This window comes from Stenotrophomonas sp. FR024, from assembly GCF_047500745.2.
Lineage (GTDB): Bacteria > Pseudomonadota > Gammaproteobacteria > Xanthomonadales > Xanthomonadaceae > Stenotrophomonas > Stenotrophomonas maltophilia_A.
The window spans coordinates 198642-220199 of sequence record NZ_JAXAXM020000001.1; the positions used below are offsets into that span (position 1 = coordinate 198642).

Genomic DNA, 21558 nt, shown 5'->3' on the forward strand with positions numbered 1-21558 from the left:
GGATTGCTAAATGAACAGGATCCATCGTCTTCGTTCGTCTCACGTACCGGCTATGCGGTTTGGTGGTTGTGACGAGGTGGTGGTTATAGTCCCGACTTTCTTAGCGGTGCTCGGTCACAGACTGCTGGACGTCGTCGGAGCTTTCAGGGAGGCGGCGATTCCCTGGGCCTCTAGATAGTCACGAACAGTGGCAAGGTCGTTGAGTTGACCAGAGCACATGAAGGCCAAGGCCGGGGTCCCCTTGAATGGTGCTGCGCTGTTGGGGCGTCGTAGCCAGCTGTCAGCTTGCTGCTGATCAGGGAAGAGGATGTGCAGTGCCTGGTATATGCCGAGCGCATAGCTGATTCGCTCGAGTGTTTCTGGCCAAAGGCCGTCAGTCACTGCCGCCTCTAGCTGTGCACAAGCAACGTCGATGGGCCTACCCAGGATTGCCGACTGCTCATGAGCGCTTAGTTTCCAAACTTCTGCCATCTTGGTAAACGCGCGCAGAGCAGGTCCTTCAAGGCTGGTGGCGTCACTGGCGATTGGGTAGATCATCCCTCTGGCCTGGGGGAGCAGATGAGTCATGCTACTCCCGTTTCACTCACCGCACCCTCCGCGATGCGCCGATTGAATAAATAGTTGGCCTACATAGGCGGGCGATGCTCATGTCATCTCGACCGTTCGGTGCGAGGGAGGCCTAACAGCCCCGCCCCGGCCGACGGTCTGGCAGCCGACTGCCTGCCGGCCGCACGTCTGCATTCTATTTCAACGACACGTGGTGGCTGGTAGTGAACAACGTGGTGTGCCCCCTTCAGGACCTATAAACAATGAAGGGGACAACAGTGACTACTGGGCCTCTATGCCCTGCCGCAATAAGCCTTATAGGGAAGGCGCCGGCGATGGATTTCACGGCATCATTGGGCTTGGAAAGGGAAATCCATCACAAATGATCCGAGCAGCTCCGCACCGCGACGCTGGGCATTAGCCTGCAACGTTGGATAGATGGCTGGTTCGTCGTGATCAACATGACGTTAGCTGTAGAGGTGATGCATCTGTTGTGCGGTAGTTGATCAGCGATGCTGGCAGACATCTGATGCTGTATGGCCACTCTAGATGAGCAGTCATTTTTCTATCTATATGAAATAAAAGGGAAAAACACCCTAAATGATGTGGGCCGCAGGCACTAGCACCACTCCGTGGAAGAAGTTGACAGCACCAGGTACAGAGTGCTCGTTCTGCCAGAACCCCAGGCGACTCCCAGCAATCGCAGCCAAAGGGTCGCCCCTTCTTGCCAAAGCGTCGTATGCATGCTTGGACTGGACCAAGCGAACCACTGCTGCGGCGAGGGCCGGCGATAGTGCCCCATCCAATTTCTCAAGAGCCTCAAAGGCGGCGTGAGCGTCGTCCATTGGTAAGCCGCAGGGCCTCTCTAAGCTATGTCCTCTCCGACTCAATGATCGCATCTGTCATCACTTGGGCCTAACTCAATGCGCATCCGGTCGGAGTGGGCATCCTGTCACTGACCAAGAGATGGACCAAGCGACTCTCCTGAAGAGAGCGGGCTCTGGACAGGAGCAAAGGCCCCGTCAGCCAACGTTGACTATCGACCCTGCCGAAATGGCCAGAACGTATCTGCTGCAGGTTTGCAGCAGTGAGCATGCAAGTGGTCGCTTCAGGCCGTGAGTCGAGCTAAGCGAGTGTCCAGGTGTGCGTTTGCACGTCGAGGCAATCGCCGAAGTCTCTTTGCCCCCCTAGACGTTCAAGAATACTGCGGTCCATGCCCTACCCATCGAGCCAGGGAGCTACCCCGCACTTGCCGTCACCTCTATTCAGAAAGCGGCAGGTCACCCTTGCACAGAAGAGGGTTGCCGTAAAGCGTCATTGCCAGCGCATCGCGTGGCTCATGACCCATTTGCCGGGCGACCGCCCGGTTTGCATCCGCGTTTGCATCGATCAGTCGGGCGCCCTCATTCCATGCATGAAGAAACGCCGGGAGCCAGTGCGACGGCACACGAGAGTCCAAAGGCCAAGGCGATGCGATGACCGCACGTGTTCCGCGACTGAGAAGCTGCTTCGGTAGTCCCACGGTGGTGTTCGCTGCCGGATGAGCGTTCTGCCGCCCACCGCTGCATACAAAAAGAATCGCCACCCCGACCCTCTCAAGCGCTCGAGCAAGGTCCAATGAGCTGATTCTCAGCGCCGACTCGTCGGACACAACCTGGAAGAAGCGTGCACCGGGATCCAGCCCGCCGTGAGCGGCGACGATCGCCAACTGGGCAGCTCGCAGGCTGGGAGGTGGCTCGGCGCCGGTATCCAGCTGAATCTGATGCTGGACAAAAGTCTCGTTCAGGCGATCAGCCACCCTACACAGCGTACCGTCCTCACCGTCGGATACGGCGGTTGATATCCAAGCTGCCGGTGGTCCGTACTGAAGCGGGCTTGAGGTCGTTGCACCTCGCAGCCACGCCAAGGAAGGGGCCACCGCAACAGAGGCCTGATTACCGACGAACTCTCCTTCAACGACCAATAGCTGCGGGGGAATGCTCTGCAGCCGGGTGTCCATTACAAAAACAGTGCGAGCCCCGATGCTACTGGACAGGCCCAACTCGCGCATACTGGTATGGAACAGATTGGGATCATCACTGTCTATGCCAAAGGCATATGGATATACGATGGACCATGCATCGAGTCCGCGGGCGGAGAACACCCCATCCTCACGATTCACCAGAATCCGTCCGCCCACACCGCTGACGCGGATGAGGCGGTCAGAGCTATCGAGGGCGAGCAACTCCACCTGAAGCCCCTGCTGGGACAAGAGATTGATCGTCTCAGCCGGTTCGTCGAGGGTGGACGGAAGCCAGCGCTGGCCAACTGCGCCAGGCACTAGAATGGCATGATCGGAGGTAGCCTCCACCGCGAACGCAGCCAGCTCTGCGTCGGCGAGCGTCTCTTCCTGGGCAAGTTGAGCTCGGGCCGCGCGAACCAAACGCTGCACATCGAAGCCGACATCGCCCGAATACCGTGCACGTTGAGCAAGCTGCGCATAGGAAACGAGTCGGTCCCTCCCCGGGGCTGCGTTCTCAGCCAGAAGCAAAAGATCCTGAGTGATCGCGCCGGCCATTGCGCTGGCCTGCTGTATGATTTCATCAACTGACGAGGGCACTTCCCCGCCAAGCAGCAGAACGCGATCGCGTGATTGGACGAGAAGTAGAAGTACCGTGGTGATCTCATCATCCCTGCGCATGACCTCGCGAAGATTGGCTGATAGTTCACTCAGTAGCGGTATCCAATGCCCCAGCTCTGCTCTCAGAGAATGCAGTTCGCCAAGGCGAACACCGAGCCGCAGTGTCTGCAATCGATGGGCCATGTCCTCCACAGCCCCCATTCGGGAAATCAGCCCCTCACAGCGCGCCAAGAGCGCGTGAGCGACGTCAAACAGCCCGATGTCGCGCAGGGCTCTTGCCAAGGCAACGCTCTCATAGTACGCCTGCTCCAGCCCGATATCTCCACCGCTCGCGACCGCGCAACCGAAGGAAAGCAGTGCCCTTGGATGGTCCTGCATCCGATGAAACACATCGCCATAGGCATGCCACGCAAGACGAAGTCGATGAGGATCATCATGCGTGGCAGACAAACCCGACTCGACCAGGTCGCGGGCAAGCTGGGCCTCACCGGTAATGACCAGCCGTGTAGCCACCAACCTGAGCAGCTCAAGATCCGCGCTCGAGTTGTCCGCATGCGGCACTACCGCGAACGCGATCATCAACATCTGATTCAGAACGGCGTAATCGTCAGGCTGCTCTTGCTCGACGACATACTGTGCCAGCACCTTGAGCTTTGCCAGTACCTCATCAGCACTCAGCGTAAGTAATTCTATCGGAAGGCGCACCGTCGCCAGGTCCACGACCCCATCTTGGGTGATCCATTCCGTGGCCGAACGGTAGAAGCCCAGCCACTCCTCATCCTGCCACGCCCCCGCCGGCACTGAAGGCCGGTGGAGGGAGGTTTCGGACACCTGCTGGATATCAATGAGTCGGAGAACCGCGTGAGCCAGCAGTGCGATGCCATTCACGCCAGCACTATCAATGGAAAGAAGCTCGTCAAGCCGCTCACGAACGTGCGTATCAGCAGGGTGAGCAGCCAAGTACCTGAGCGCCCACAGGACGGCATCGCTGATGAGTTCACGATGATCCCCTTGTCCAGCGATCAGCAAGCGCTCAATTGTCCAGAGTAGAAGCTGGCTCGAGGCACTGACGCGCCCCGCCACCGGAGACAGGCCGACCACAAGCATTGCCGCCTGAACGGGCAGGTCTCGTCGCATCGCATCAAGTGCGCACGCAAGTACGGTCTCACTGTGAAGATGCTCCCACTCTGTCCCAAGACCCGAAATAGTTGCAGAGTAGTCCGGAACCTCTTGGCGATGAACGCTGGCAAGAATGAGATCGACATAGGCTGTGAGGGGGAGACCTGCAATGTCATTGCACTGGATCGTGCCCCCGTCACGACAGGCGACAAGCATGGCCTGCAGCTGATGCTCTTGTAGCGCCGCCGAATCAGGCTGGTACCGGGCCAACCAGGACAAACAATGACGCGTCATCGTTTCGGACTGTAGCGTTTGTGCCAGGTCAAGGGCATCCTCCATCATCTGAGGATCGTCAAGCTTGGCGGCGCATCCGTTTAGAAACACCGCTGCGCCTACCCTGTCCCCACCAGCAACTGCGATGGCAGCTAATCGAATTCCTACAAACGGAGCAAGACGTTCCGCAGAGGCCCAAAGGGGTTGAAGAAGCTCCGCGGCACGAGACGACCTTCCGCCCTTATGCAGAAGGTCAGCCTTCATTATGAGTTTTGACTGGCTGGACGTGGCTTCAAGAACGTCAACTTCATCCAGGACAGTCAGGACATCCCCTCGCTTGACTCGGGCAACCCATCGCTTGAATCTGAGGATCTCGTCATCAGCTACCGCGGCCTGACCGCCAACCGCCCACACCAGGCAGTCAAGATCCCGGAAGGCATCAATGTTACGCTCCAACTGTGGCGGTGACGCACCCGCATCGATCAGAACACATCTGGGAGCTGATGAACGCTCGATACACGCATCCGCCAGCCAGATCAAGGATGGAATCCAGCGGTCCTCCGGCAGCCCAAATGATGAGCTTATGCTGGCCGCGTCTGGCGCACGATACCTTGACGCGTCGAGGACAATGGCAAAGCTTCCATCAGGAAGGTCTGTAATTAACGCGACCAGCTCAGCGGCATTCAGGGACGTAACGCGGTGCACATGGAGGCGCCCTGACACAGCTTGTGCGTGAACCTCATCGGATCCACCATGGCGCCGAGCCATGTCATTCATCACGTCTTGATGGATCGTATCCGGAACATCGGGGGGCAATAGAACACAGACCTGACTGAATGCAGCCTCCCCCGAGTCGACCGTGGAGATCAGCATCAAGTTGACCAGTTTGGCCACCCGCTCCGCACGGCCAGTGTTAGCCGTCAGTACGATGTTCGTCGGAGCCAGTCCCTGGTCCGCGATCAGCTCTTCCCACGGGAACTCATCCGACTGAAGCATGGCAGACATCCCTTGTCCTCTTCCTGAAGGTGGCTTTTAGGAACCAATTCTAGGGCCATCGATCAATAGTCGCCACGGTGGTCCAAGGATTCGCACAGACCCGGCGCCCTCTCATCTCAAGTATCAGTTGCTTCTGCGCATAGGTCATATCGACATGTCCGCTCGAGGACTATCAGGCGATCCGAGCAACCCAGCTTTGATGCCACCAGATACTGGAGGACTCCAACTCGCCGGAGCAATGGCAAATACCGTGGAACAACAGTGCGCATTCCTTCTTTGACCTGGGAATCCGGCAGCTCCTGACTCATCCTTCGCTACTTGCGAGTTCGCCAAGTTGAGAGCCCCTTGAGAACAGCGCTGTACCCGATAAATGGCGAGATTGAATTGTCCGAGACGGTCGAGAAATCAAGTGACGAGCAAGCAGGCCTTCATAAAAAGCATGCAACCCGATAACCAACGCATATCATGCGAAACCTGAGCCGGCCACCGAGGCCAAGATGCGGCAGGCATGGGCATCCTGATCGCGTTCTCTGAACTCCGAGGCTAAAGTTCAAGCTGTTCACGCCGATAGCGGCGTTTCAGGCGTCGTTGAAGGAGCTTGGAGAGCCAGCCCCCTCTCCTTCCAATGGAGAGGAAGCGGGAGCAAGCCGTCCCTTGCAGTAGTCCATCAAGCTCCTCAACCCGCCCCGGCAGAGAGGACGCCCCATTTGGAGTCATCGGAACAATGAGCGTCTCAACGTCCTACCGCTTGGAAGCCCAGAAACTCCTTGCTGACGGGAAGAGGATCAGCCTCTTCACCAGCCACCCGGGCACGCTGGGAGCATATCGGGAAGCGAGTCTGCGAGAGTTCCTCAAGCAGCATCTCCCATCACGCTTCCTGGTTACCAGCGGATTCGTGACCGATCATGATCGAGAGCAAGACAATCAGGTTGATCGATCCTCGCGTCAGATCGACTGCCTCGCGCATGACAAGCAGGACTTTACCCCGCTGTTTCGCGCCGATGAATTTTCGATCGTTAGGCCTGAATCCGTTGCTGCGATCATTGAGGTCAAGAGCTCTCTAGAAATAGTGAGAGAAACCGTCCGGATGAGTACCAGCCCATCGTTTCTCACCCCCAAGGGGCGACACTACCGCTGGGCGGGCAGCCTGGTCGAGGCCCTTGAGAACATCAAATCTGCGGTCGACGTGATGGAAGCTGCATCCATCCGCCGCAATACGTACTTTGCGGGAGTAATCGCATATTCTGCGCGCGCCCTCCGAAAGCTGCCTGAAGCGATGAACTCCGGCGAACTGTTCAAGCAGCTTGGGATTGAGGAAATTGAACAGTTGCCCGACTGCATCTGTGTTCTAGACGGCCCCGCCTGGTCCTTCTCATGCGTTGCCGGAACGGATCCGAACGTCCACGGCGATGTGACCACCGACCCTAACTCCTCCTACGCCATTGAATCTCCACGGGACGGCGAGGGAAGCGCACTTCAGATCTTTAGCGCCTATCTGCATCACGCGGTTGCGGTGAATCGGCTACAGCAGCCGCACATGGTCGGAGGGGCGCACTCCGCTGCAGGCTATAGCGCGCAGGAACAGCACTACAGGATCCCCGTCTCATCCAAGCGAATGTTAGGTTCGACTTAAGAGCACTACGTACAGCAATGCGCACCACACCTCGAACAGATCGACCGTGCGTAGCTTGGTCTTCTTGCGCGCACCGCTCTTTCAGTGTCCGGATCCCTTCCTGCAAGGCGCCGATAAGAGCCGGCAGCCGATTCTGATCGGTCCGAACCGAGGCTCTACTACTCAGTAGCGTGCATTGCGACCGGCGGAGCTGCCGTGACCTCTCAAAAGAGACCACTTCCAGGTCACTGCTCGCTATTCTCTCTCTTCTTCTTTTCACCTTTCCGGCGACCAGAACGGTTCACCTCAGGCAACGGCTTGTCCAATGCAAGCAAGTCCATACGAACGTTGTTCGCGTAGGCGTTGTATTGCCATCGACGAAACTGATCAAGAAGCAGATTGTTGGTGTCCTCTAACCGTTTAACCTGCGCTTCCAAGTCAGTGATGCGGCGGATAGCGGCGTCCAACGTGAAATCTCTCGGGAGCGCATCTCTCGCCTCACGCAAATCCTTTTGACGCTGCTGAAACCGCTCCTTGACGGCAGGATAAAGGTACATCGTGTGCTTCGAGATCGAAGGCACGTCCAGCACCTTTGCGGCGCGCTCGCAGAATAGCGGCCAAGTGAGCTTGCCGTCCCAGCGATCCAGCTCACGCATTATCTTTGGCAGCGTTGCCTTGGTGATGATCTTCTTTGGCATGGCGGGTCAGGTAAGAGCCAAGGCAATCATTTTCGGACCAAGCGCATCCATGGAGGGCACTTCGACAACGCCAAGATCCATGAGAGCACGGCGAACCGGAGAAGGATCGTGCCCATCCGGAATCCTGAGGACCGCTCCCTCCAGAACATTGGGATGCTCCAATGCGATCCTCATTGCCTTGACGTGCGCGAGCTTCCACTTGTGATTGTCCACCCAGCGGTCGGCACCAAAGTCGCCATCCTCATGAGCTTTCATGGCCTGCTGGAGCAGTTTTTCCGTCTGCGCCTCCAAGAGGCGAATCCGGTCTAGCGCAACGTGATCACCCTTGATGCAAACATGCTCCTTGCAGGTCATGCATTCGCGCTGTTTCTGGCACGGTGCCATGGCGTAGTCGTGCACGCACATGCCATAGAGCGTGGCTTTGGCCGTTCCCAGCCGATCAGTCCCAAGTTCCTGATACGTCACCGGCTGACGCTGCTTGATGCGCTCGAGCAATGGGGCAGGCTGCATCGGAAGCAGCCCACGGGCAGCCTCTAGGCGTTCCTCCGGCGAGCGATGGTCGTAATGACGGTTGTCGGAAACCTTTGCGCGACCGGCCCAGCGCGCCAGGCTGTAGTCGTCCATGCCCGCCCGTTCTGACATCGTGCTGAGCCAATGACGGAGCTGGTGCGATGTCAACGTGATGCGCGTGCCATCCAAATTCCGCAGGCCCATACGGTCAAAGAGAGATTCGCCGTGGCCGCTGCCAGCGCCCAAGCGCTTATTCACCTCGTTAGCGCTTGGAATCCGCCATGAGTCTGGCCTAATTTCCTTCTCGCGACTGAATTCATTCTCTCGATGCAGGCACAGAGCACTCCAGGTCGTCAGCACCCTCTTCTCATCAAGGAAGGGCCAGTAGAAGCCGCCAAATTCTTTGATGAGATTGGACGTGCCGACATCTTCAGACGAAGACGTGGAGCCTTCGAACGCCGCCCTGACTAACTCACGTGCAGGAGCACCGATTTCGATCAGGCGCCGGACGGCCTCTTTCACGACGTCATGCATGACAGGCACGACCCACTTCCTCGTCGCTCCTTTGCCCTTGGCCGCATTCCAACGCAGGAACATCTGAAGATTACCGTCGTCATCTTCCTCCCACTGGATGCAGTCAATAGGAAGCTTCAGCACTTCGGAGACGCGGCCTGGCGCGGCCATAAGCAGGATGAAGATTGATGAGTAAAACTGACTCTCCCGATCGTCGGCCTGGGCAAACACGTCAGCAACTGCGAGCATTGCCTCATTGGTGGGAAGCTTTTCCATGCGATGGGCCTGTCCCGCTTCGCCGAGATCCTCGGTCAGGATCACCGGCTTCTTGAAAGGAGACTTCCAAGCCGGCAACGACGGGACAAGGCTCTTCTCACGTAAGAAGTCGAATACAGCTTGAAGTTGGAGCCCGGTTTTGTGGTGCACGTCCTCGCTGGAGTAGAACTCCTTGCACTTGTTGGCGCAAACGTCCATTACCGCACCACTCAGGAGTCCGACATCTCCTCGGCCGCAAGCCGCCAGCAATCCTGCCTCCACGCAGCGAAGTGCTTGGAGCATCATTGCCAAGCTCTTGACTGGCCTGTGGCTATATCTGTATCGAATGTATGCCTTTGCGAACTGCATGAATGGTTCGACGAAGGGCGTGAAAGAGTATGAGTTCAGAGGTGCTGTTTTCGTCGCGAAGACGACTATGGTCTCGTTTTGCTGCCACTTGTCGCGATCCCAAGCGCCACCATTCGCGAAGGCAGTCAGACCCTCTTTTGCCAAGCGTATGAAGTCGGCAAGGTTTCCGCTGGCTTCGCGCTCAGCGCGGGGAACGAACTGGACGACATCACCCATGGGTGCCCGCCTCCAACAGATTCGCGTCGAGCATCTGAGCCCTCGCATCCTTGCACATCGAAACACAGTGCTCGACAGCAAGGATCAGTTGGTCATTAGCATTAACAATGACGTTGGAACAGCCTGCCTCCCGGGTGCGCTCCTTCTCGGCATATAGGTCCACCAGCACCTCTTCATGCGGCCCGTCGACCCACGGCTGGAAGTGAAAGCATGTGTAGCAGGCTCGGTAGCCGCTAGCGCAGAATCCATAGTTACCGCAGGTCCCCACCGCGTGTTGACGATCATTCGGCACACGGCTCCGCGGATCGTCACCGCGAACTGCCTTACGTTCAGAGTGGACAAGCTTGCCGAGGCAGGCTTGCGCGAAGGGAGCGAGTCGAGCACCCACTAGCTCATTGATTACTACCGCCTCTTGAGCGGTGTTCTCCGTGTACACGTGGACGTTCTGGGTGTCGGAATGATCCAGCAACTCGGCGATGATGAATGCACCGAATCCCTCTCGGCGAAGCTTCGTGCCTCGCGTGTGTCGGAATCGCAGTGCGGAAAAACGAATAAACTCACCAGTACGCTCCGAGTGCGCAGTCGACGCCTTCGCGCAACGCTGTAGAGCGGAATCGAGCGAGTCAATTTTTGCATGCAGTTGATCTGGCGCGCCACCCATCAGATAGTCGGTGAGCTCGTCTAAATTTCCAACATCCTCAAGCTTCTTGCGATTGAGAAAGATCGGCACCTCACCTACCAAGGCAGGATCAACCGTCCCCCCAATCGCCTCGAAAACTGCGGCGACGGACTGTCGATGCTGCTGCCGAAGCACCAAATATAGGTCTTCAAGGATGGCAAGAGACCGGTAGGCACCTCGAAAAGCGATGCCACGTTGCTTGGCTCGCGGAATGTTGAGCCTAAACATGGGCGCGCCTTCACCTGTTTCACGAACGAGATCCCGCCCCCTGAGAGCAGCGATCTGGACGGGACGGCGCGCGGTCATCGCCAAGGTGAGCAGATATGCGTAGTCCTCGAATGCAATGTCCTTTCGTGCTACCGCGAGGTTCGCCCAATCCAGGAGCGCAGCCATCTCGAGGTCGGTGTAGGGCCCATTCTCGGGGCAACCACTAGCAACGGCCGCCCCCTTTTCGTTCCCCTTTATTCGCCAGCTTTGGAGGAGATCAACGACTTCGCTGGTGACGCCGTCAAATCCGTAGTCGTGCCAGGCAAGCAGGAAGCCCTTCAGGCCGCCTAACTGATATTGCTCGTCTGCCGCAAGGCTGGCGCGCCAGTTGATGAGGTCAACCACGGTCACCCGCGACGCTCCTGTATCCCGCAGGTATCGCTTGAAACGCGTCTCCATATTTCGCGCATGACGAGCGGATGCCTCTTCCGCATAGCGCAACAGCGTGGCGCGAAAGCCAGCCTCGGTTCTAGCTTCAACCACCCCCGGCAGCGCTAGTGAAATCTGCACGTCCTTGTTTAATTGCCAATGTTTATCCGAAGGCTTGAAGGGATAACCATCCTTAGACACTGTCTGAGCGGTCGACTTTCCCTCGACATCGACCTGCTTTGGATTAGCGCGGATCACCACCGCCCCCCTTGGAGTTATCGCTACGCTTGGGATGAGCGGCCTGCACCTGACGAGCAGCCTTGTCGCTGGCTTCACGAATGTGGCGCCGGTTGTACGTCGCTCCCGATGCCTTGCTGCGATGACCATTCAGGAAAGCACGAACATCCAGCTCCCTAGCCTCGCTGAACGGCAATGCCTCAGCATCTTCACCCGACCGGATCTTGGCGTTGTGCTTGTCAATGTTGACGGAAAGCTCGTAATTGAAATGGTGTCGAAAGGCGTGGGGATGGATCGCCTCAAAGGCGGGGTCCACCGCGCGCATCCGCGAAAAGATCTGGCTACTCAGAGCTGAGGTGGAGAGTGGCTTGCCCCATGTATCGCCCTTCCTGTGCGAGACAAGTAGATACGGATGCCTTCTGGCGGGGCCGATCCTGGAACGGACATTCAGCATGTAACGGTCGATCTGATTGGCGAGCGCCTCAGGTATCGGTAATGGCCGCTCCTTGGTCTTCGTTACCGGCTGATAGGGTCGCGGGTCATGCTTATCATCCTGATTGCGCCGAACCCAGACGTGCGGCTCATGGCCCAAGTCGAACTGGTCGAGTCGCAAGCTCAATAGCTCTCCTCGTCGCATTCCGGTGTGTCTTAGCAGCCCGAAGATGATGGCATTGCGGAGCTGGACTTCCGGATGCCGGAACGGATTGCGCGGATCACCCTCAGTGCCTATCGCCATGAATCGCTCGACCAACTCGGAGGGTGGCGAGCGCAGATCCAAATCGTCATCCCTCTGTTTTGCCAACCCGCGCGGTCGGTGCTTGCGAATGGTTCTAGCCATCCGCGCAATTTCTTGAGCGGTTCGAGACGAGTTCTGGTGCTGTGTAACGACCGAAGCCGTAAATTCCAGATAGTCGGCAAACGTGCTGATACGGTTGAAATGCTGTTGCCCACCAATGGTGGCCAGCACCTGATTTGAGGCAACTCGCGCCTCGAGAAAATCGATGACGACGCTTCGTTTCTTGTCACCTTCTCCCACTGAACTCAACTCCCGCATGTCGAGCTTGGCGAAATCTCGAAGCGAGACTATGTCTGAAACTGTGAGAAGGCGCCCGCTGCGGAACTCGGTGATCAGGTCTCGGCCATTGGCCTGCTCCCAGCGCAGAAGTACAACGATGTCGGCAAGCTTGTTTCGGATCGTGTTGACGGCTGCCCCGGCATTCCGAAGCTGGGAAGTAGCAAACAGGGTCGGGTAGAACAAAGGCACGCCCTGCTCGTCGTGGAGCATTGGAACTCGTTCTCCTTCGCCAAGCACATGAACTGACAGCATGGCCATCACTGTTCTTCTACTGTTTTTACATATGTACAACTGTATATGAAATTTTCGACTACGCAAGTCAGCGTAAAAAAAAGAAAAGCCCTGTAAAAACAGGGCCTTCCTCGAAGCTATATCACCACTATTGATCTAGTATTCGCTAGAACGGAATATCGTCGTCAGCGAAGTCATCCATCGGCGGCGCCTGCTGCGGCTGCGGACGCTGGTTGCCACCCTGGTTGCCGTAACCGCCGCCCTGATTGCCGCCCTGGTTGCCATAGCCACCGCCCTGGCCGCCGCGCTGGCCACCGCCACCGCCGCCGTACTCCTGGCGCGGCGCCTGCTGGCGCTGCGGACGGTCGCCGCCGTAGTTGCCACCGCCGCCGCCACCGCCGCCGTCACCACGGCCGCCCAGCATCTGCATTTCATCGGCAACGATGTCGGTGGAGTACTTCTCCACGCCGTCCTGGCCGGTGTACTTGTCGTAGCGCAGGCTGCCTTCGACGTAGACCGAGCTGCCCTTGCGCAGGTACTCGCCGGCGATCTCGCCGAGCTTGCCGAAAAACACCACGCGGTGCCATTCGGTACGTTCCTGCTGGTTGCCATCCTTGTCCTTGCGGACGCTGGTGGTGGCCAGGCTGATGCGGGTGATCGCCATGCCGCTCTGGGTGTACTTCACGTCCGGGTCGTTGCCGAGGTTGCCGACCAGGATGACTTTGTTGATGCCGCGCGCCATAGATGGATTCTTCCGTTGTCCGGGGCTGGACCAGTGATAGCACACCCGACGGGGTGCCGATACGCTGGACCTCCCACGGTTGCGAATGGGGGATATCGGAACGAGGCATCTTACCATTCCCTTCGCCCCCGGCCCGTCGGGAATCCGGCCGATCCGGGTCGGAACCGGCCTCAACGAAGCAGGGGACGATCCAGCAGCAGGCCGGTGACCCGCGTAACCTCCCCCACCGCCACCACCTTGGGCCCTTCATGGCAGTGGAAGCGCACGCCCGGCTGGATACGCTCCCGGTGCAACCCCGCCCTCAGCACCTCATTGACCACGGTCAGGCCTGCCAGAAGGGACTCTCCCACCGGCAGCGGCAGCTCGGTCGCCCAGCTGTCGCCCTCAGCGTGCCGGAAGTCGGGCCAGATCATGAACAGCTCGGGTGTCCCGGCGTCATCGGCATAGGCGAAATCCCAGCGGATACCATTCCGGGCGGGGCTGCGACGCCCCCCCTCCTCTGGCGCAAGGATGCGGATCCGCGCCTCGAAATCGTCGGGGACACCCGGGTACAGGCGAAAGGTCACCGCTTGGCTCCATCAGGCTATGGTGTTGACCGTCGCACGACCGCGACCGTGGCCACAAGCAGTGACGGCCAGGACGGCCGGCAGCCACCGCATGGCATCATGCCCAGGCACCTTCCACCCTGCCCCCTCCCGCGTGCCCATGACCATCAAAGGCAAAGCCACCTCCCTGGACATCGCCCACCTGGCCGGGGTCTCCCAGCCGACCGTGTCGCGGGCCCTGCGGGGCAGCCCGATGGTCAACGCCGAGACCCGCGAGCGCATCCTGCGCATCGCCCGCGAGCTGAACTACAAGGTCGACAAGAACGCCTCCAGCCTGCGCCTGCGCAATGCGGGCACGCTGGCCCTGCTGTTCTTCGAAGACCCGACCAACGACGACTCGCTGATCAACCCGTTCTTCCATTCGATGCTGGGCTCGATCACTCGCGCCTGCGCCCTGCACGGGCAAGACCTGCTGGTCTCGTTCCAGCAGCTGTCCACCGACTGGCAGGCCGATTACGAAGACAGCAACAAGGCCGACGGCATCATCCTGCTCGGCTACGGCGACTACCACGAATCGCGCGACCGCCTGCAGCGGCTGGTCGAACAGGGCACGCACTTCGTGCGCTGGGGCGCCGCCCTGCCCGGCCAGCCCGGCGTGTCGATCGGCAGCGACAACTTCCAGGGCGGGCACGACATCACCACCCACCTGCTGCAGCAGGGCTGCCGCCGCATCGCCTTCCTCGGCCATGCCTCCAGCCATTACCCCGAATTCCAGGAGCGCTACCGCGGCCATGTCGCGGCCCTGCAGGAACACGGCCTGGCTGCGGAGCCGGCGCTGCAGCACGATGCGATCACCACCGAGGCTTCCGGCCAGGAGGCCTGCCAGGTGCTGCTGGCGCGCGGTGAACCGATCGATGCGATCTGCGCGGCCAGCGACCTGATCGCCATCGGCGCGATGCGGGCCCTGCGCGAAGCCGGCCTGCGGGTGCCGCAGGACGTGGCGGTGACCGGCTTCGACGACATCCCACTGGCGGCCTCGGTATCCCCGGCGCTGACCACCGTGCAGCAGGACACCAAGCAGGCCGGACAGCTGCTGGTGGAACGCCTGCTGGCACTGATCGGCCGGCAACCGGTGGAGAGCCAGAGCATCCCGGTGAAGCTGGTGGTGCGGGAATCTTCGCTGCGCGGGTAAGCGCTGCCAGGCCACCGCCCCACGCCCCAACGTGCGACGGCGGAATTCTCCCCCCATGACCAACGGCGGATGCGCACGGAGGCTGATGCGCGGATAACGCGCAGACATCGCCCATTGAAAGGTGTACGTCGCATGCTGAAGATCGATTCGCTGTCCAAGACGTACGCCAACAGCGTGCATGCCCTCAACAACGTCAACCTGGACATCCCGCGCGGCATGTTCGGCCTGCTCGGCCCGAACGGCGCCGGCAAGTCGTCGTTGATGCGCACGCTGTCCACCCTGCAGGAGGCCGACAGCGGCAGGGCGACCCTCAGCATTCCAGGCGAGGCGCCGATCGACGTACTGCGCGACAAGGACGCGGTGCGCCGCCGGCTCGGCTACCTGCCGCAGGATTTCGGCGTGTACCCGAAAGTCAGCGCGCTGGACCTGCTGGAGCATTTCGCGGTGCTCAAGGGCCTGACCCAGCGCGCCCAGCGCCGCGAGGTGGTCGATGGGCTGCTGCAGCAGGTAAACCTGTGGGACGCCCGCAAGCGCAAGCTCGGTACGTACTCCGGCGGCATGCGCCAGCGCTTCGGCATTGCCCAGGCGTTGCTGGGTGACCCGCGGCTGGTGATCGTCGATGAACCCACCGCCGGCCTCGACCCGGAAGAACGCAACCGCTTCCTCAACCTGCTGGCGGCCATCGGCGAGAACGTGGCGGTGATCCTGTCCACCCACATCGTCGAGGACGTAACCGATCTGTGCCCGACGATGGCGATCATGAACAAGGGCCAGGTGCTGCTGACCGGCCGTCCTGCCGAAGCCATCGACGCCCTGCAGCACCAGGTCTGGCGCAAGCAGGTCGATCCTTCTGAACTGGCCGACCACGAAGCGCGCTATGTGGTGCTGTCGACCCGCCTGGTCGGTGGCCGCCCGGTGATCCACGTGCACAGCGCCAACGACCCCGGTGACGGCTTTGCGGCCGTAGCTCCCGACCTCGAGGACGTGTACTTCCAGCGCCTGCGCCTGCAGGCCCGTGCCCGCGCGGCAGCCTGAGCGGAGCACGCCATGATCCTCAACTTCTTCCGCTTCGAGCTGCGCGAGCAGCTGCGTTCCCCGCTGCTGTGGCTGCTGGCCGGGCTGTTCGCCCTGCTCGCCTTCGCCGCTGCCTCCAGCGACGCCGTGCAGATCGGTGGCGGCACTGGCAACGTGCACAGCAACGCGCCCACCGTGATCGCGCAGATGCTGGGCATCTTCACCCTGCTTGGCATGCTGGTCACCGCATTGTTCGTCAGCAACGCGCTGTTGCGTGACTTCGAACTCGGCACCGCCGAACTGATCTTCGCCAGCCCGGTGAAGCGCCGCGATTACCTGGCCGGGCGCATCGCTGCCGCCCTGGCGGCCGGGCTGCTGGTCTACGTCCTGATCGCCTTCGGCCTGTGGCTGGCGCCGTTCATGCCGTGGGTCGATCCCGAGCGCATGGGCCCGATCAGCTGGCAGGGCTATGCGTGGACGTTCGCGGTCATCGTCATTCCGAACCTGCTGTTCACCACCGCGCTGCTGTCGCTGCTGGCGGCGCTGACGCGCTCGATCCTGTGGGTCTACATCGGCCTGGTGGCCTACCTGGTGCTGTACGGCGCCAGCGCGGCCCTGCTGCGCGACATCGACAACACGTGGATCGCGGTGCTGAGCGAACCGCTGGGCATGCGCGCACTGGGCCGCACGATCCGCTACTGGTCCACCGCCGAACGCAACAACGGGATTCCCGAGCTGGCCGGTTACCTGCTGGCCAATCGCGCCCTGTGGTTGGGCGTGGCTGCCGCGCTGTTCACCGCCACCTTCGCGCTGTTCCGCACCGAACGCAGCGGCAGTGGCCGTCGGCGCTGGGGCCGCAGGCAGGCGCAACCGGTTGCCGATGCCGGCGCCGTCCGCCCCACCCGCGCAACGCTGCCGCGCGTGGTACCGGCGTTCACTACCACCACGGCGTGGCAGCAGTTCCTGCGCCAGGTCCGCTTCGATACACGCGGCGTCCTGCGCAGCGTGCCGTTCATCGTGCTGCTGGTACTGGGCCTGGCCAACTTCCTGCCCAGCGCGCTGTTCCGGCAGACCCTGTACGGCACCTCGATCTGGCCGGTCACCTCGCAGATGATCATGGGCCTGCAGGGCGCCTTCAGCTGGCTGCTGGTGATCATCGTGCTGTTCTTCGCCGGTGAGCTGGTCTGGAAGGAACGCAGCGCGCGCATCAATGAAGTGACCGATGCCATGCCGGTGCCGAACTGGGTGCCGCTGCTGGCCAAGTTCACTGCACTGCTGGCGGTGATCGTCTGCTTCCAGGCCGCCGGCGCGCTGGCGGCGATGGGTGTGCAGCTGGCCAAGGGCTACACGCATCTTGAGCCGCTGCTGTACCTGCGCAGCCTGGCCCTGGATTCGGTGGTCTACATCCTGATGGGCGGCCTGGCGCTGGTGCTGCAGGTGCTCACCAACAACAAGTTCGTCGGCTACGCACTGCTGATCGTGGTGATGATCGGCCAGGGTGTGCTCGGCCTGCTCGACTACACGCAGAACCTGTACAACTTCGGCAGCTGGCCCAACGCGCCCTATTCGGACATGAACGGCTACGGCCACTTCCTGACCGGGCAGCTGGCGTTCCAGGGCTACTGGGCCCTGTTCCTGCTGACCTTGATGTGCCTGGCATCGGCATTCTGGGTGCGTGGCGTCAGCCAAGGGCTGCGCCAGCGACTGGCCCTGGCCGGCCGCCGCCTGCGCGGTCCGACCGGCGTCTTCGCTGGAGTAGCGGCCTTGGCCTTCATCGGCGTGGGCGGCTGGCTGTACTGGAGCACCAACATCCGCAACGAGTTCATCTCGCCCGACCAGCAGCTGGATCTGCAGGCCCGCTACGAGCGTGAACTGTCGAAGTACCGCAACCTGCCGCAGCCTCGCATCGTGGCGGTGGACAACCGCGTTGACCTGTTCCCCGAATCGCAGTCGATGGTGATCGATGCGAACTGGACGGTGCGCAACACGCATGCCGTGCCGATCCAGGACGTGCATGTCTCGATGGGCGACGACAAGCAGCTGGTCGCGGCTGACCTGGGTGGGCAGACCTTGTCGATGCACGACGCCGACCTTGGCTACCGCATCTACCGCCTGGCCGCGCCACTGCAACCGGGTGAAAGCCGCAACGTCCACTTCCGGGTGGTGCAGAAACCCAATGGCATCACCGCCGGCCAGGCGCCGAGCAACATCGTCGACAACGGCACGTTCTTCAACAGCCGCGTACTGCCGTCGTTCGGCTACAACGAAGGCGCCGAGATCAGCGACCGCAACGAGCGGCGCAAGCGCGGCCTGGGTGAGCCGCGGCGCATGCCCAAGCTGGAAGACGAAGCCGCGCGCGCCAACACCTACATTTCCAACGACGCCGACTGGCTCGATTTCCGCACCACGGTCTGCACCGCACCGGACCAGGTGGCGCTGGCCCCGGGCTACCTGCAGAAGGAGACCACGGTGAATGGCCGCCGCTGCTTCAGCTACGCCATGGATCGGCCGATGCTGAACTTCTACGCCTATCTGTCGGCACGCTGGGAGGTGCGCAAGGCGAAGTACAAGGACATCCCGATCGAGGTCTACTTCGACCCGGCGCACGGCTACAACGTGGACCGGATGATCGAAGCGGTGCAGAAATCGCTGGCCTACTACGAAGCGAACTTCACCCCCTACCAGCACCGCCAGGTACGCATCATCGAGTTTCCGGGCTATGCGCGCTTCGCGCAGTCGTTCGCCAATACCATCCCCTACTCCGAGGCCATCGGCTTCATCGCCGACCTGCGTGACCCGGACAAGGTGGACTACGTGTTCTACGTGACCGCGCACGAGATCGCGCACCAGTGGTGGGCGCACCAGGTAATCGGTGCCAATGTGCAGGGCGCGACGGTCCTGTCCGAGTCGCTGTCGCAGTACTCTGCGCTGATGGTGATGGAGCAGGAGTACGGCCGCCAGCACATGCGCCAGTTCCTCAAGCGCGAGCTGGATGGCTACCTGTCCGGACGCGGTGGCGAGGCCATCGAGGAGCAGCCGCTGGAGCGCGTGGAAAACCAGCAGTACATCCACTACCAGAAGGGTTCGCTGGTGTTCTACCGGCTGCGCGAGGAGATCGGCGAGCAGGCCCTGAACCGCGCCCTGAAGCGCTTCCTGCAGGACAAGGGGTACCAGCAGCCGCCGTACACCACCTCACGCGAACTGCTGGACTATATCCGTGCCGAGACGCCAGCTGATCGCCAGCAGTTGGTCACCGACCTGTTCGAGAAGATCAGCTTCTACGACAACCGCGTGATGAGCGCCAGCGCCCGCAAGCGCGATGACGGCCGCTACGACGTGACCCTGGACCTGCACGCCGCCAAGCAGTATGCCGACGGCAAGGGCAAGGAGAGCGACGGCACGATGGATGACTGGGTTGAGATCGGCGTGTTCGCCAACGGGCCCTCCGGCAAGGAACGCGACCAGAAGGTGCTGTATCTGCAGCGCCACCACATCACCAGTGCCGAGCCGAAGATCACGGTGACGGTGGATGAAAAGCCGGATGAAGCGGGCTTCGACCCGTACAACAAGCTGATCGACCGCGTCAGCAACGACAACCGGAAGAAGGTCTCGATGTGATGCAGGCGGTGGTGCCGGTCAGATGGCTGGCATCACTACTGCGGACTGGAATGACTTGCTAAGTCCAAATACGTCATTTGGCGACCTGATTGGCTAGGGATACTCAAGCATCATCAGGATTTCTGTAAAATCGAGCGATACTCTCCCCAAAATTTTCTTGGGAAGCCTCGATGACGTCCAGCCATATCTACTTCAACGCACAGGGGATTTCCGCATCACTGAACTGGGCGGCCGAGGTATTGGCCGACTGTGGTTTTGAGCTCGAGTTGGAGCTGGGCGAGGACAGTGTCCTCATTACGGGCGATGAAGACGTTCGTCTGGAGCTCCACCTCAGCGACGCCCCTCATGTCCTCCAGGAAGCCATCGAGCTAGCGCATGGCACCGAATTTGCACATGCCATGAGCCAGTGCACGGCCAGATTCGAGATCTCAATCACTGACCTAGAGGCGGTGCTGGATGAGATCAACACACTGATCGAGGTCCAGCAGACATTGCTCAACGCCGTGAATGGTGTCCTGTGGAACGAGTGGAACGAAGCACTCAGCCGGTGATTTCCGGCTGAGCCCCGCGCTTCGGCCCCAACAACACCAACAGCACATAGACCACGATCGAGGCGACGGTACCGAGCGCGGCCGGCAGTCCGTAGGCCCACGACGAACGGCCCTGCTGGCGTGCCCACTGCGCCAGATGCCAGGCCGCGCCCAGATTGATCAGCCAGGCAATGACGAAGACCGGCCACAGCACCATGCCCACCGCGCGCAGCAGGGGCATGGAGACCAGTGCGGCAACGATGGCCGCGATCAGAAAGATCAGTGCGGAGCGGGAGTGCCGGGCCGTTGCGGCGCTCATGCGGCCAACCTGCGCACCATCACCAGCACGCGATAGCTTCGGTTGTCGGCTTCCTGCAGCGGTTTCCAGCCCAACCGCGCATACAGGCCGCCATCCAGGGATTCGGTCTGCAGGTACAGTTCGGAAACCCCCATCCGCACCGCCTGCGCCGCGGCCTGCTCGACCAGCGCGCCAGCCAGCCCACGCCCGCGATGACTATCGGCCACGAACACGCTGCCCAGCCAATGCTCGTACTGCGGGAAGGCCTGCATTTCCCGGCGCTTGAGCTGCACGGCACCGACCACCTGGTCTCCATCGAAGGCGGCGATCAGGTGCGGGAAACCCTCGGCGTCCCCCGGCTGATTGAGCCGCTGCAGTTCCTGCTCCAGCGACAGGCCAGCGTCGCGGCCCCATTCGGCGTGGTACCACCGGGCCAACTGCTGCCGTTCCAATGCATCGGCGGGTAGCACCCTGAATTCCATGGCAATGCCTCGATGGGGAAGCGTTCTGTAGAGTCGAGCCATGCTCGACTGATCTCGCACTGCGCGAAAGGCAGTCGAGCACGGCTCGACTCTACAAATATAGCGCGGTGGCCACTCAGCGCTGGGCGAAGTCCTTCAGGATCTCGCCGATGCCGCTCGGCGAGATCTCGAAGCCCAGCGTGGTGCCGGGGTTGATCACCACGCCATAGCCACCCGGCACGCGGCGCAGCACGTCCAGCATCAGCCAGCGGATCTGGTGTTCGGCCTGCTGGCTGTAGGTGCCCACCCGCGACGGGTCGGTGAACACGGCCACATGCAGGGTGCCCTGCTTGTCGAACAGCAGCGGGTCGAAGCCGCTGCCGTCGGGAGTGACCAGGCTGCCGGTCAGCAGCACCACTTCGGAGGCGACGAAGGCCTCCATGAAGGCGCGGATCGGCACCGCCCCGTCCATCGCCGCCTTCAGCAGGGTTTCGATCGGGGTCTGCGGGGCGAGGTCGGTCATGGCGGTACGGCGGGGCGTGAGGGGTGCCTATTGTAGAGTCGAGCTTGCTC

The 21558-nt window shown here is 60.9% G+C and carries 16 protein-coding genes; 5 read left to right on the forward strand and 11 right to left on the reverse strand.

From position 1 onward, the window contains the following. Nucleotides 1-114: 114 nt before the first annotated feature. On the reverse strand, nt 115-567 hold the full coding sequence (locus ACMZ91_RS00905) for an antitoxin Xre/MbcA/ParS toxin-binding domain-containing protein (protein WP_346469663.1): 453 nt from the start codon (nt 565-567) through the stop codon (nt 115-117). 1240 nt (nt 568-1807) lie between these two features. Then, nucleotides 1808-5563 carry a CHAT domain-containing protein gene (locus ACMZ91_RS00910; RefSeq protein WP_346473219.1) on the reverse strand — a complete coding sequence of 1252 codons (3756 nt, stop codon included), beginning with the start codon at nt 5561-5563 and terminating at the stop codon, nt 1808-1810. 715 nt (nt 5564-6278) lie between these two features. On the opposite strand from ACMZ91_RS00910, the gene ACMZ91_RS00915 reads away from it, so the two are divergent. Continuing rightward, complete coding sequence (locus ACMZ91_RS00915) at nt 6279-7187, forward strand: DUF6602 domain-containing protein (RefSeq protein ID WP_346473220.1); 909 nt, start codon at nt 6279-6281, stop codon at nt 7185-7187. A gap of 224 nt (nt 7188-7411) precedes the next feature. On the opposite strand, the gene ACMZ91_RS00920 is transcribed toward ACMZ91_RS00915, so the two are convergent. From ACMZ91_RS00920 to ACMZ91_RS00945, 6 genes are all read right to left on the reverse strand, one after another. Next, nucleotides 7412-7864 (reverse strand): hypothetical protein, encoded by a 453-nt coding sequence (locus ACMZ91_RS00920; RefSeq protein ID WP_049397654.1) that lies wholly within the window; start codon nt 7862-7864, stop codon nt 7412-7414. A gap of 6 nt (nt 7865-7870) precedes the next feature. Next, nucleotides 7871-9727: a hypothetical protein gene (locus ACMZ91_RS00925; RefSeq protein ID WP_262228987.1), complete on the reverse strand. Its 1857-nt coding sequence runs from the start codon at nt 9725-9727 to the stop codon at nt 7871-7873. After that, complete coding sequence (locus ACMZ91_RS00930; protein WP_148239573.1) at nt 9720-11300, reverse strand: site-specific integrase; 1581 nt, start codon at nt 11298-11300, stop codon at nt 9720-9722. The genes ACMZ91_RS00925 and ACMZ91_RS00930 overlap by 8 nt, the downstream gene beginning before the upstream one ends. Further along, nucleotides 11287-12612: a site-specific integrase gene (locus ACMZ91_RS00935; RefSeq protein WP_231347519.1), complete on the reverse strand. Its 1326-nt coding sequence runs from the start codon at nt 12610-12612 to the stop codon at nt 11287-11289. The genes ACMZ91_RS00930 and ACMZ91_RS00935 overlap by 14 nt, the downstream gene beginning before the upstream one ends. A gap of 139 nt (nt 12613-12751) precedes the next feature. Further along, nucleotides 12752-13327 carry a single-stranded DNA-binding protein gene (locus ACMZ91_RS00940; protein WP_149908858.1) on the reverse strand — a complete coding sequence of 192 codons (576 nt, stop codon included), beginning with the start codon at nt 13325-13327 and terminating at the stop codon, nt 12752-12754. Between the two features lie 170 nt (nt 13328-13497). Then, on the reverse strand, nt 13498-13893 hold the full coding sequence (locus ACMZ91_RS00945) for a hypothetical protein (protein ID WP_180847428.1): 396 nt from the start codon (nt 13891-13893) through the stop codon (nt 13498-13500). A gap of 139 nt (nt 13894-14032) precedes the next feature. Between ACMZ91_RS00945 and ACMZ91_RS00950 the strand changes: the two genes are divergently transcribed. The 4 genes from ACMZ91_RS00950 (at nt 14033) to ACMZ91_RS00965 (ending at nt 20247) form a co-directional block, all read left to right on the forward strand. Further along, entirely contained in the window at nt 14033-15064 is a 1032-nt protein-coding gene (locus ACMZ91_RS00950; RefSeq protein ID WP_100437497.1) for a LacI family DNA-binding transcriptional regulator, read from the forward strand. A 132-nt stretch (nt 15065-15196) separates the two neighbouring features. After that, on the forward strand, nt 15197-16099 hold the full coding sequence (locus tag ACMZ91_RS00955) for an ABC transporter ATP-binding protein (RefSeq protein ID WP_149908859.1): 903 nt from the start codon (nt 15197-15199) through the stop codon (nt 16097-16099). A gap of 12 nt (nt 16100-16111) precedes the next feature. Further along, nucleotides 16112-19696: an ABC transporter permease/M1 family aminopeptidase gene (locus ACMZ91_RS00960; protein WP_414576655.1), complete on the forward strand. Its 3585-nt coding sequence runs from the start codon at nt 16112-16114 to the stop codon at nt 19694-19696. A 170-nt stretch (nt 19697-19866) separates the two neighbouring features. After that, the gene (locus tag ACMZ91_RS00965; RefSeq protein WP_149908861.1) at nt 19867-20247 is read left to right on the forward strand and encodes a hypothetical protein; all 381 of its coding nucleotides are present in this window, start codon (nt 19867-19869) and stop codon (nt 20245-20247) included. Here the strand turns inward: ACMZ91_RS00965 and ACMZ91_RS00970 are convergent. The 3 genes from ACMZ91_RS00970 to ACMZ91_RS00980 form a co-directional block, all read right to left on the reverse strand. After that, nucleotides 20237-20545 carry a hypothetical protein gene (locus ACMZ91_RS00970; RefSeq protein ID WP_414576654.1) on the reverse strand — a complete coding sequence of 103 codons (309 nt, stop codon included), beginning with the start codon at nt 20543-20545 and terminating at the stop codon, nt 20237-20239. The genes ACMZ91_RS00965 and ACMZ91_RS00970 overlap by 11 nt on opposite strands. Continuing rightward, nucleotides 20542-21006 carry a GNAT family N-acetyltransferase gene (locus tag ACMZ91_RS00975; RefSeq protein ID WP_149908863.1) on the reverse strand — a complete coding sequence of 155 codons (465 nt, stop codon included), beginning with the start codon at nt 21004-21006 and terminating at the stop codon, nt 20542-20544. The genes ACMZ91_RS00970 and ACMZ91_RS00975 overlap by 4 nt, the downstream gene beginning before the upstream one ends. 115 nt (nt 21007-21121) lie before the next feature. Next, complete coding sequence (locus ACMZ91_RS00980; RefSeq protein ID WP_149908864.1) at nt 21122-21508, reverse strand: SseB family protein; 387 nt, start codon at nt 21506-21508, stop codon at nt 21122-21124. Between the last annotated feature and the right edge of the window lie 50 nt (nt 21509-21558).